Origin of the sequence: Paenibacillus sp. JCM 10914 (genome assembly GCF_001315105.1) — a bacterium.
Taxonomy (GTDB): domain Bacteria; phylum Bacillota; class Bacilli; order Paenibacillales; family Paenibacillaceae; genus Paenibacillus_AQ.
Map to the genome: position 1 here is coordinate 24724 of NZ_BAZR01000010.1, position 12474 is coordinate 37197.

The window sequence follows — 12474 nt, forward strand, 5'->3', positions numbered from 1 at the left end:
GCCATGCAAGGAAACAATCAAGAACTTTGGGCGATTGGCTATAAAGTTGTCTTGTCGCTCTTCATGATCACCTTGATGACCTTGGAAAGCATGGCCTTATCGCCTTGGTATATTCTCGTCGTGCTGCTCTTTTTTTGTTTAAACCTGAGCGTATTTTTGCTGAAAAACAAGCTGATGAAACAAGGGGTCTTGCTCTTGTCTCTTTTGCTTCTTCTGATTTCTTCTTACTTGATTGATCCGCTGTTCATGCTGTTGTTTCCGATTAACGTATATGAATGGATGGGGTATCATACGAAGAAAAGCATCATCGGCCTGATACCCGCGGCCATTCCCGTGCTCTTCCTTCCCGCCGAAACTTATCTTCCTATGGCTTCATTGCCTTGGTCAGTTTCTTGTTCCATGCCTTGCTCACCCAACATCTGCGTCGAGTCGCCGACTGCCGCGAAGAAATCGACACGTTGCGGGAACGGGTGGATACCTTGAACCAGAGTCTGGACGAAAGCAACGCCTATATCCGGCAATCGGAATACGTCATCAAGCTGGAGGAACGCAATCGAATCTCGCAGGATATTCACGATCAAATCGGCCATGCGATGACCGGTGCCTTGATGCAGATGGAAGCCTCTAAACGGCTGCTGCAGACCGATCCCGTGAAATCGAAAGAACTGCTCGATAATGCGATCCAAATCTCTAAGGACGGGATTGAAAGCATTCGTCTGGTTCTCAAAAATATGAAACCTCCGCGCGAACAACTGGGCATTCATCGGATGAAACGTATCGTGGATGAATTTTCTGCGCGTCACACAATCAAGGCTGTTCTGACCCATGAGGGAGATCTCGATTACATCACCGCGAACCATTGGCACATTCTAATGACGAATACGCAGGAAGCGATGACCAATGTGCTGAAATATTCGCAAGCATCCGGCGTGAAAATCCACATCCAAGTGATGAATCGCTTGATTCGTCTCGCCATATCCGACAACGGGCAAGGCGCCCGCAAAGTGATTAAAGGACTCGGGATCATCGGCATGGAGGAAAGAGCCGCCCGGGTGAACGGGACCGTCATCGCGGACGGTTCCCAAGGGTTTTCCGTTACCACGCTCCTTCCTTATCAAAAATGAATGAAGATTCTCATGTTTAAGGGATGAACTTGTGCACTGTCGCAGGTACATCCCTTTTTTTATAATGAAAACAAGCAGAAACGAGATGGGAGTGTTCAACGTGAATGTGTTGGAAATCAAACAACTAACGAAAAAATTCGGCGATTTTATCGCCGTGGACAGGATTTCATTGGAAGTGAAGGAAGGGGAAATCTTTGGCTTCCTGGGCGCGAACGGCGCCGGTAAAAGCACGACGATCAACATGATCGCTTCCTTGTTGCGAAAAACCAAAGGGGAAATTGAAATCTTGGGCAAGACCCTAAGCGGTCACAGTAAATTTGCCAAGTCCAATATCGGGATTGTGCCGCAGGAACTTGCGATCTACGAGGACATGACGGCTTATGAGAATGTTCACTTTTTTGCCGGGTTGTACGGACTGAGAGGCTCCTTGTTAAAAGAACGAACAATCGAAGCGCTCGCCTTCGTCGGCTTGAGCGACAAATTGTCCGCCTACCCCAAAACGTTCTCAGGCGGGATGAAACGAAGATTGAACATTGCTTGCGCCATTGCGCACAAACCCAAGCTGCTCATTATGGACGAGCCGACCGTGGGCATTGATCCCCAATCGCGAAATTATATTCTACAATCCGTCAAGAAGCTCAATCGCAACGGCATCACGGTCGTGTACACCAGCCATTACATGGAAGAGGTCGAAGAATTGTGCACCCGTATTGCCATCATCGATCACGGAAAGATCATTGCGGAGGGGACGAAGAAAGAACTGAAAACGCTCGTGACGCATGAGAAAAACTTGTGGATCGAAGTCCGCTCGACCGAACCGCCGCATCCGGACATCTTGAAGGGCATTCCGGGAATCCACGAGGTGACCGTTGAAGAGCGGATGGTGAAAGTACGTTCCGACGTTGAGGTACACAATCTCAATCAAATCATTCAAACCTTGATCGAGAATCAGCTTGAGATTCGTTCGGTGAAAGAACAGGAGCCCAACCTGGAGTCCGTCTTCTTGACCTTGACCGGCAGAAGCTGCGTGACTGACTCGGTATGGAGAAAAGGAGATGAGATCGATGAATGTTTGGCGCATTGCGTTCAGAGAATTAAAGACGATTCGGGAATTCAAAGCGTTGCTGTTCCTCATTGCCACTCCCCTGGTGTGGATTCTGATCTTGGGAACGGTTGTCACAAATGCTTTCAATGGCAGTATAGAATTAGGTGACATTCGGGTGCTCTACAAGCATCAGCACACGGACAACGAGTTGCAGCGTCAATGGGATGCGTTCGTCGCCCAAAGCGAGTCATCCGGCATGGTATTCGAGCCTGTAAACGAAAATACGGATGGAAGAGTGGAAGCGGAGAACAATCGGGCTACGGGTTATGTTGAACTGTCCCAGGCAGGGATCGTTTATTATGGCAATCCCCGAAACCCGATCGAAAGCGATATCGCCGAAACGCTTATGTATTCTTTTGCCGATCGCTATAAACTCGTGTCTGCCTTTCCGGATATCGTCATGCCCGAGCAAGCGATTACGGATAATGTCCGGGAAATGAAATTGGACGGCGGGAGGCAACCAAGCGCGATGGACTACTATGCCATTGCCATGATCACGATGATTATTTTATACGGCTCGTTGACCGCCGCGAACTTGATCGAGGGAGAGCGGACACGCAACACGGCAACTCGTCTGCTTGCGGCCCCTGTAACGAAAGCGGAGATTTTCACCGGAAAAATAGCGGGTAGCGTGCTGCAAAATTTGCTTGCGGTTGCCGTCGTCGTATTTGTTTGCAAATTTATGTTCAATGTATATTGGGGAGAACACTTAGGGCTGGTTTTCCTTGTCCTGCTTTCCCAAATCATATTTGCGTTAAGCTTGGGACTCGGATTCAGTTACTTATTTAAAGGAAACGTGGCCACCACCCTGTTGATAACGATTATCCATATAGGAGCCTTTTTTGGCGGATCGTATTTTCCGCTTGAGGACGTGACGGGAGTTCTGCGGATTTTAACGTATTTCTCTCCGTTACAGTGGACGAATGAAGCTTTGCTACAAATCATTTATGAGAACAATATATCCGCCTTAGGTAGGGTGATGATGCTGAATATCGGGTTTTCCGTAGTGCTACTGGGCTCTGCGATCCTCATCATGCGGAAACGGGAGGGATTGTAACGATGCGTGAAACAATCTGGTTAATTCGTAAGACGTTTCGATCCACGTTCAAAAATGTGAAAAGCTGGTTGCTTTATTTGGGGTTGCCCGTCGTAGCCGCCGCTTTGGCCATGTTGCTCCATGGAAGCTCGGGAGAAAGCGAGTTCCGAGTCGGAATCGTCAATCACGACAGCGGAGCGGCGATCACGCAGGAGGCGATTGATTTCGTCGGGCAGATGGATGCGGTCAACGTAAGCATGATAAGCGATGCGGACATTCATGAGGAACTGGACGCAGGTGATTTGGACATGGTGATCGTGTTTCCGGCCGCTTTCTCGGAAGCATTAAGGCAAGGCAATCCACTGCCGATTGACCTGCATTCGGTTGAAGGTGTTGGGGTAACGGACTACTTGAAGTCCAGTCTGAATCAATTTATCGACAATCGGACAGCGATTGCGGTCGCAAGTCAAGGGGATGCGGCAGTTTTTGACGCGATGGTTGAGAACTACGTCCAACAGACGTATTCGTTCACGGCCGAACAGGTGGAAGATCAGTCGATTCATCATAACCGTGCCAAGCAAACAATCGGATACTTGCTGATCTTGATGCTGTTTGCCTCAGCGAGTTTGTCTGGTATCATCCTCAAAGAGAAGGAGAATCGGACGTACTTTCGGATGCTGACCACGCCTATTTCGGGATCAACGTATGTATTCTCTAACACCTTGCTGAATTTGTTCATTATGATTCTGCAAGTCGTATTTACGCTGATGATCCTGACGTTGGTTTTCCGGGTGGATCCCGGCATTTCAATCTTGGGCTTGCTCTTCATTCTGACGTTGTTTGCTTTTGTTGCGATCGGTTTTTCGCTCGTCATTGTCGCTTTCGCGAAGACGACGATGGAAGCGACCGGACTGCAAGCGTTGTTGTTTATTCCGACCAGCCTGCTGGCGGGGTGTTTATTCCCGCTGGAACTCATGCCGGATTTCATGGAGAGAATCGCCTACTTCATGCCGCAGTATTGGGTGTTGGATACGATTGATCGGTTGCAACTGGGCCAATCTTGGAGCAGCCTGTCGCTTAATCTGGTGATCCTGCTCGCCTTTGCTCTGACGCTGCTCGTCGTGGCGATCTATAAGTTCAATCGAAATAACGAGACGGGGAGTTTTGTTTGAAAATTCATTATTTATGCACATGAGCCATATGTGATGAAGGGACACCATAGAGTCGGTTTCATAAATTTGATTTTGAATTATGAAATCGACTCTATATACAATGTTTTGGCTGTGACCTCGGATCATGCGGGAGAGCAATCGCTGGCTTAAATATGCTGAATGGTAGTCAATGACTTTTCACACTCATTAACATATACTAGAAACATCTTATTAAAGTGTAGGCCGATGCGATCAAGTTAGGCTTGAATATGAATTATGATGAGAAGAAATGACATGAGGAGGCGATAGGATGAAAAGCTATCTTATTTTTGGCGCTAGCCAAGGTCTCGGAGATGCGTTTGTGAAAGGGCTGCCTGATCGGGGCGATCAAGTTTGGATTGTTTCCCGAAGCAAGCCGGGCAGTATAGATCTTGAGGATGGTGTTAAGAGAAGATGGATTGCAGCAGATCTTGCGCAACCGGATGCGGCTCAAGTTATTACAAAAAGCATATCCACGGAAAAGCTTGATGTACTGATTTATAACGTAGGAATCTGGGAAAAGGAAGGGTTTGAGGACCACTACACGTTTGACATGGACGAACCGAACGATATTTCCAAAATTATACATGTGAACATCACTTCAACCATCACCTGCATACAGGCGCTATTGCCTAATCTCCGCCAATCGGAAGCAGGTAAAATCATTTTAATCGGCTCCACGGCAGGCTTGGACCATACGAATAACGCTCAAATATCCTTTGTTGCTTCCAAGTTTGGTCTGCGCGGTATTGCTCATGCACTGAGAGAACACGTGCGTCAGGATGGCATCGCCGTTACTTGCGTGAATCCAGGCGAACTGGCAGCAGAAATTCCTTTCGAGTATGGGGCGGATAAAGCGATTGAGGCATATAACGGCACTAGAATTCCTGTACAAGACATTGTATCCATTGTGAAATGCGTTATCAACCTGTCCAAAGTTTCCTGTGTCAAAGAAATACATATCCCGGCTATAACGGATGTAAATGCGTAGTTCATAATCAGAACAGATAAACGGTAAAAGCGGTTGGGGGACTACGATAGATGGGTTGTGAAGAGGAATTTTGAGTAAATCGCACCTCAGATATTACTCCAAAGAAATTTAGAAATAAATACTTTTTTTGCTGCTCGTCGCCGGCACTTCAGAACAATTAACTGCAAATACGGAACAAAACAGCAAGGCAAGCCGTGAAATGACTGAAGCCGTACAAGAAATTTCTGAAGGGGCAGCCACACAGCTCAGCCAAATTCAGCTTGCCTCAGGTGCATTCCGAGAAATCAAAGATACGTTGGAATTATGTCAATCATCGAGGCTTAGTCACGTATGCTTGGCCGATCAGTACGGTAACCGATAATCCGGACGAATATGCCCATTTTGCCATACAGGTGGAAGCGCCATCCGAATTAGCCTTAACTGTAGGCGATACGGCGGCATTCACCGGATTCGTTCGCAGCCAGAACGGCAACGTTTTGGAGACGTCGTTGAACGTGCGCGCATTGGGGCCTGTTGCAGGTTTGCTGGACTTAAACGAGGTGGAGGGTGAAATGACGGCGCTAAGCGCCGGAGTGGTTTGGGTTCAGGGTTATTACCGCTTTTCGTTTCGAAACGAGGAATGGACCGTGTACGCGCGGCCGACAAAAGTTACCATCAACGCTCCTTAAGCCGTCGATATAAAAATCAGTAAGCAGAAAGGCAAGCGCGTAGACTGTTTCTCAGTCAGCGCGCTTGCTTCTTTTTTTGTAACAGGAGCGCAACGAACGAAAGACTACTTATCGACGCGCCAATCTACTTTTTTCAATATCAACACGATCGAAACAAGTGAGAACAACAACAGAATGAGTGTGTTCCAAGCGACGGAGCTGGACCACCCGGAGATCAGCACCTCCCGCATGGCTTCAGCTGCGTAGGTCGTTGGGAAGATATAGGAGACCCATTGCAACAGGGCAGGCAGTTGATTCATGTCGACCATGACGGGCGTCAAGAACGAGATGAACATCATGAGCGCTTGGACCAGCATGTTGGTCAATTGATGGCTTGGCGACCAGAACCCGATCAGGACTCCCGCGCCTACCACGCTAAAGACGGTAAGCATCAGTACGGGGATCAATCCCCAGCTGTAGTGAAATTGAATGCCGTAAGCGAACTGGCCGATCATTGCCAGGATGACAAACGAAGGTACGCAAGTGATCAAGCCTCGCAGCAGATTAGCAAAGATGAAATTCACTTTGGCGATTGGCAGTGACGAATAGTAGGTGAAATGCCCTTGATGCTTCTGCCAGGATATTTCCTGGGCCATGGAATTGAGTCCCATCACGATTAAGCCGAAGAGCATATTTCCCGTAATAATGCGTATCATGACCTCTGGCGTCGGGTCGACCGTAAAGAATTTGAGGAACAGCAGCGTCGTTAACGGGAACATGCAGGCCATGATGAAAATCCAAACCCATGCCTCACGGATGATCGTGAATTGAATACGGGCGAGGATCAGCCATTCCATAATGCGGCGCTGGATCGTGCCCTGCTGCTCTTGTCCTTGCAGAAAGATCGCTTCTTGCAGCGGAGAGCCTTGATTTTGCGTAGACGGGTTCATATTTTCCATGTTTATACCACCTCTGCTTCAACAGGTTTATCCTGCTCGTCATCGATATGAAAATAGACATCCTCCAGATTCGGCGGAACCAACGAGTACTCTTCGATCGGCAAGTTTGGTTGCGTCAGGACTTCAATTGCGCGACTAGCGTCTTGCTTCTCGATCAGCGCACGGATGCGGTTTTCTCCTGTTTTGGTCCAGTGGCCCAGCGTACTTAATCTTTCGCAAACGTAATCGCTCTCCCCTAGTGATGTTGTGATCTCTAGTTTCATTCGCTGATCGACACGCTGTTTCAACACGCTCACATGATCGATCGCTAGCAGCTTGCCGTGATTCACGACGGCCACCCGGTCAACGACTTGCTCGGCTTCCAATACGTTGTGCGTCACCAGGATGACGGTCACCCCTTGGCGGTTACGTTCTTGAATCAGGTCCCACACGAGTCTTCTCTTCTTGGGATCCAGTTCATTGGTCGGTTCATCGAAGATCATGACAGGCGAAAAGCCGATCAGGCAAGTGCCGATCCCGATTAACCGCTTCTGTCCGCCCGAAACGTTCTTAAGTAGTTTATTCCGCAAATCCTCCATACCGAAGCGGGCCAGCAAATCTTCGCTTTGTTGTACGGCCGCTTCTTTTGTCAAGCCCCGCAATCGACCGGTAAAATACAACGCCTCCCAGGTTTTTAAGCTGGTCAGCGCGTGTGGCTCCTGCGAGTAGTAAGCAACCTCCTGGGCGACGCGTTTGGTTTGGGACTGCACGCTGATTCCATCATAGCGCACTGTGCCTGAAGTTGGGGCGAGATGACCGACCATTTGTTTGATCAGCGTGGATTTGCCGGCCCCGTTGGGTCCGAGCAGACCTAGGATCTCCCCTTGTTGAACGTCAAAGCTAATGTCTTGATTGGCGATGACTTTTCCTTTTTTGTACGTCTTGTTTACTTGTTCTAATTGATAAACCAGCTTCATGATCCCGGCTCCTCTCACTTGCGTTTCCAAATTGAGTGTAATGAAATGCGTTGGCATGACGTTGATTATGTATGCTGAACGGTCGTCAATTGGCGTTAAGATAAAGATATAATATCCGTCTTCACGGAGTGACGGGCGGCAGAATGGTTTTTATCTCCGTCTCGGGACCGAGATGGAAGTCATAGATAAAGAGGGATCGCCAGATCTTAGATCTGGCGATCCCTCTTTATTCCTGTCCATAAATCCTTCGCGCTATGGATCGTTCTATTTTATATAAGGTACAAATTTCCTTAACGCTTTTGCATTCTCCAATCGTCCAACTGCTGCTGTATTACGGCCTGAATTTCGTCAAGCCCTGCTTGATGCAGCTCCTCGTTGAAGCGGGGAAGGATCTTCTCCACGTCTACCGAACCGGTCATGAGGCTGGGGTAATACTTCTGCCAGACGATCTCGACGTTGTTAATGGTTTCGCTCAGCCGGACGAGATCCGGGGTGAAACCAAGCATGGCCGATTGGACGAGCTTCGCATTGTATTCGCGGAATGTATCCCATTTGTCGAGCGGTTCGGGATATTCCCCGCCCATGGTCTTTAAGATGAACCAATTGCCCTGAGTGTATTGCACGCCGGAATAGCGGCTTGCAGGTATGTCCGACTGCAAGTTATCCTCGTTGTCCTTGCCTGGCGTCAGCACGATTTGCCCGTCATCGTTCAACGTATAATGCAGACCTTCGATACCGTAGTTGAACAAGTTCCGAATTTCGGGATCGGTATTAAGCAGATTGAGAAACCGAATCGATTCCACGGGATGCTTAGTGTTCGCATTCACGGCCATGATGCCGCCCCGCACGGATTCGGTAGTCACCGTACTCGGCGTCACCGGATGGGTGACAACCCGATAACCACGATCCTTGCTCCAAGTCGTTTCGGAGAGCGGACCGCCGCCGGAGGATTTCCAGAACACCTTCGCTCGCTTGAGTCCCCCCGGCTCGCGCAAAGCGGCGTCTTCATTAATGAAGCCCGCTTGGTAATAACGACGCAGCGTATCCAGCACTTGCCGCGCTTCCTGTGTCTCGAAGATATTCACTACCTGCCCATCCGGATCCAGCGATTGGACCATCAGCGGAACCTTGGAGTTCAAGACGTATTCATACCCGTGGAGCGCGAAGAAATTGTGGGAATCACGATCCAGTTCCATCGGAAGGTACTCCGGTTCCTTCCGCTTGATCATGCGAAGCAGCGGTTCCAGCGATTCCAGCGTATTGTACCGGGTGATGTCAATTCCGTATCGGTCCACGATGGTGGCCGGGTACATCCAGTGGTCCCTCACGGCGAGTTCCTTGTTCGTAGGTACGCCGTAGATGAAGCCGTCGTTCATGCGCACTCCTTGCCAAAAGACGGGATCGATGACGTTATACATGTCCTTGCCGATGCCTTCCAGGTATTCATCGAGCTTGAGCCAGGCCCCGCGTATGGCGCCTGTGGCATAATCCGGTGCAAAGGCGATATCAAACGGGCTTCCGGCTGAGATGAGCGTGTTTAGCCGATCCTCATATTCTTGCCAGCCGATCTTGAGATATGTGATCGTGACGCCGATCTTGCGCGAGAGAATCTCGTTGATCTTGTCGTTGACCAACTGCAGATCCGGATCGGGTTCGCCGATCGTGTAGTAAATAAGGTTTACCGTCTCTTTACCTTCGAACGAATCGGTACCCGCGTCAGGCTGAGGAAAACAGCCGCCCAGAAGCAGCAGGAACGGCAGCACGAGGCAGAAAGCGGCCCATTCTCGTTTCAGCCTGCGATGATTGAACACGGTTATGCGCTCCTTTTTGCGAATAGTCTATGGTTATCATTTGCCCCGCAGCTCAGAGGGGGATTTTCCGAAATAGCTCTGGAAGTGGGTGTAGAAATAATTGAGATTGTTATAACCGACGGAGAAGGCGATATAGGAGATTTTCTCGTCGGTCGTTTGGATGCGATCCTGGGCCATGAGCATGCGGTAAGCCATCAAATACTCGGAGAATTTCATTCGCGTTTCCTTCAGAAACAATTGCCCGAGATACGTGCTGTTCATTTGAAACCGCTCAGCCACGGATTTCAAGGTGATATTTTGCGCATATTCGGTTTTGACCATCAGTACAATGCGGTTGACCAGTTTGGATAAACTGTCATATGCCAGATTGAGCACGGGATCGCGGTTTATGCTTTCACTGGTCATGGTTCCAATCGATCCGTGAAGATCCTCGACGATGATCTTCTCGATAGTATGCTGAAGCTTGGTGCGTTCGACGGGCTTGAGCAGATAGTCCCTGACGCCGCAGCGAATAGCTTCCTGTGCATACTTGAATTCACTATAGCCGCTCATGATGATGAACTTCGTCGGTACATGGAATTCATTCAACTTACGGATCGTTTCATAGCCCAAGTCCTTGCCGATGCAGACGTCGAAGATGGCGATGTCCGGCAGGAGGTCCACGATCCTGGACATGGCTTCATCCGTCGTTTCGCACGTTTCGATGCGGACGAACCCGTACCGCTCCCAATCCAGTATCCGCTTCATCCCCTCCAAAATTTGCGGCTCGTCATCCACAATCATCAATTTGTACAAGTTCAATCACCTCTTTCGATAAATGTACGGATATCTTGACGCCGGCTTGCTCGTTATGGGCAATATCGATCGAGCAGTCGTTTCCATAGAAGAAGTGAAGGCGCGTATACACGTTGCGCAGCCCGATGCTGTTAGAAGAGGTATCATCATCGCTAGTCAGTGTGCTGCGAACAGCGGTTAACCGTTCTTCGGCAATGCCGTGTCCATTGTCTAGGAATTCCAGTACGAAGCGGTCTTCCGTCTCGTAACCGTTCACGACGTAGAGGTTAAACTCATGGGCGGTCTTAAATCCGTGAATGAAGAAATTTTCGGCCAGCGGCTGCATCCAGAACTTTACGGTCGGAATCATGAGCAGCGCGGGTTCGACGTCGATCTGATAGTAGAAGCGGCCCGAATGCTTAAACTCCATGATCTCAAGGTACTTTTTCAGTAGATCGAGTTCACTGCCTAGGGTAATAATGTTTTCTTTTTTTACGATGTCCCGATAGAGCGCTCCCAGCGTTGCGATTGCGTCCGCAGTGTCCGGGTCCTGATTGACGAGGGCCGTGGAACGAATCACTTCGAGCGTGTTGTACAGAAAATGAGGGTTGATTTGATTCTGAAGCGCTTTCATTTCGGTTTCCTGCTGCTTGATTTTGAACAAGTATTCGTTGCGGATATGTTTATCCAATTGCTGAATCATGTCATCCAGTTCCCGGGCAATCATCCCGTATTCGTTCTTGCGGTAACGGGCATGACGGTTTGGGGTAAAGTTGGCTTGCTTCACCCGCCCGATGGATTGGATGATGCGGCGCAGGAAGAGGGCATCATCGCGCATGTTGTAGGCGATGAGCATAAGTACGCTGATCATCGCGCCCAGCATGATCAGAAAGACGGTGACCAGCGTTCCGGCATGCTGGCGGATCAGCATGGACAGATCGGTGACGGTGACGAATTTGAAATGATGCTTGGTTGACGGAAAGGAGACGTAGAAGGTATAGCTTGCGAGACCGCTCGAAATCATCCCGTGACTGCGACCATGGCCCGCAGCTGTTCGGAATAGCTCCACTTGGTCCCGTTCCGGGGTGTTGCCGAGAAAATAAATTTCGCCCGTGTTGCTGATGGCAGCCGCATGGCCGATCCGAAAATTTTGTACCGATTTGAATATCTGTTCGCTGCCGATCAAGAAGCGCATTTCCCCGAACCCCTGGGGACGAAGCGCCGGATCGGACAGTTTCTTCCGATAGACGAACCCCTCTGTAATGGTGTCCCTAAAGGTTTCATCCGTGTTGGGAAGTCCGAAAACGAAGCTTGGACTGCCGTTGTCGTTGAAGCGAATGACATTGCCGTATTCACCGTTGTGCACGCTGATTTGGGTAATTTCACCTTGAGCCCAGCTGTATAAATACGTCTTTACATCCTCCGGGAAGGAGACGAGCGGGAGCGAGAAATGGCTGTTATGCAATCTCCGTGTCAAGTATTCCTCGGCGGTTTTGCTCAAGAAGCTTCTCGCGTCCTCCATCAGCCCCGGCGTAGCGTAGATGCGCTGCATGTATGCTTCGATCCGGTCAGCGTCATACTGCAATTCATTCTCGATGCGCGTGAAGGCACTGGCCGCTTGGAAACGGGCGTCGCCGACCCACTGATTGATGAGCATGGCGCAGGTGAGCGTGCCCAGCGCCACACCAATCGCCACAACGAAGACAACGTAAGCGATGAATTTATGGCGGTAAATTTTGATTTTTAAGAAAGAGCCCATGGGACACCTCTTTTGTGAGCGGATCGTCAGCTTTACCTTTGTTATTACTCAATGTATCATGTTAAACCCCGTCTTCATAGTGAGGAAGGGAAAAGCATCCCTTCAGCGTGACTCGTAAAGGG

11 protein-coding genes and 1 pseudogene are annotated in these 12474 nt (G+C 49.5%); 7 read left to right on the forward strand and 5 right to left on the reverse strand.

The window, feature by feature from the left end:
- The first annotated feature begins 3 nt into the window (after window positions 1-3).
- From JCM10914_RS30290 to JCM10914_RS13575, 7 genes and pseudogenes are all read left to right on the forward strand, one after another.
- Complete coding sequence (locus tag JCM10914_RS30290; RefSeq protein WP_023961754.1) at window positions 4-483, forward strand: hypothetical protein; 480 nt, start codon at window positions 4-6, stop codon at window positions 481-483.
- Window positions 480-1124 (forward strand): sensor histidine kinase, encoded by a 645-nt coding sequence (locus JCM10914_RS30295; protein ID WP_023961755.1) that lies wholly within the window; start codon window positions 480-482, stop codon window positions 1122-1124. Before JCM10914_RS30290 ends, JCM10914_RS30295 begins: the two co-directional genes overlap by 4 nt.
- A 100-nt stretch (window positions 1125-1224) precedes the next feature.
- A pseudogene (locus JCM10914_RS13555) lies at window positions 1225-2148 on the forward strand (ATP-binding cassette domain-containing protein); the annotation flags it as partial.
- A gap of 40 nt (window positions 2149-2188) precedes the next feature.
- Window positions 2189-3286, forward strand: coding sequence for an ABC transporter permease (locus JCM10914_RS13560; protein ID WP_036718175.1), 1098 nt, complete (start codon window positions 2189-2191; stop codon window positions 3284-3286).
- A 2-nt stretch (window positions 3287-3288) separates the two neighbouring features.
- Entirely contained in the window at window positions 3289-4437 is a 1149-nt protein-coding gene (locus JCM10914_RS13565) for an ABC transporter permease (RefSeq protein WP_023961761.1), read from the forward strand.
- Between the two features lie 289 nt (window positions 4438-4726).
- Entirely contained in the window at window positions 4727-5446 is a 720-nt protein-coding gene (locus tag JCM10914_RS13570; protein ID WP_023961763.1) for an SDR family oxidoreductase, read from the forward strand.
- A gap of 269 nt (window positions 5447-5715) precedes the next feature.
- Window positions 5716-6114: a hypothetical protein gene (locus tag JCM10914_RS13575; protein WP_148300212.1), complete on the forward strand. Its 399-nt coding sequence runs from the start codon at window positions 5716-5718 to the stop codon at window positions 6112-6114.
- A gap of 104 nt (window positions 6115-6218) precedes the next feature.
- Here JCM10914_RS13575 and JCM10914_RS13580 read toward each other — a convergent pair whose 3' ends face one another.
- The 5 genes from JCM10914_RS13580 to JCM10914_RS13600 form a co-directional block, all read right to left on the reverse strand.
- Window positions 6219-7052, reverse strand: a complete 834-nt coding sequence (locus tag JCM10914_RS13580; RefSeq protein ID WP_023961769.1) for an ABC transporter permease — start codon at window positions 7050-7052, stop codon at window positions 6219-6221.
- Window positions 7053-7054: 2 nt separating this feature from the next.
- On the reverse strand, window positions 7055-8008 hold the full coding sequence (locus JCM10914_RS13585; RefSeq protein WP_023961771.1) for an ABC transporter ATP-binding protein: 954 nt from the start codon (window positions 8006-8008) through the stop codon (window positions 7055-7057).
- A 290-nt stretch (window positions 8009-8298) separates the two neighbouring features.
- Window positions 8299-9819 (reverse strand): ABC transporter substrate-binding protein, encoded by a 1521-nt coding sequence (locus JCM10914_RS13590; RefSeq protein WP_023961773.1) that lies wholly within the window; start codon window positions 9817-9819, stop codon window positions 8299-8301.
- Window positions 9820-9855: 36 nt separating this feature from the next.
- The gene (locus JCM10914_RS13595) at window positions 9856-10614 is read right to left on the reverse strand and encodes a response regulator (protein ID WP_023961775.1); all 759 of its coding nucleotides are present in this window, start codon (window positions 10612-10614) and stop codon (window positions 9856-9858) included.
- Complete coding sequence (locus tag JCM10914_RS13600; protein ID WP_023961776.1) at window positions 10589-12352, reverse strand: sensor histidine kinase; 1764 nt, start codon at window positions 12350-12352, stop codon at window positions 10589-10591. The genes JCM10914_RS13595 and JCM10914_RS13600 overlap by 26 nt, the downstream gene beginning before the upstream one ends.
- Between the last annotated feature and the right edge of the window lie 122 nt (window positions 12353-12474).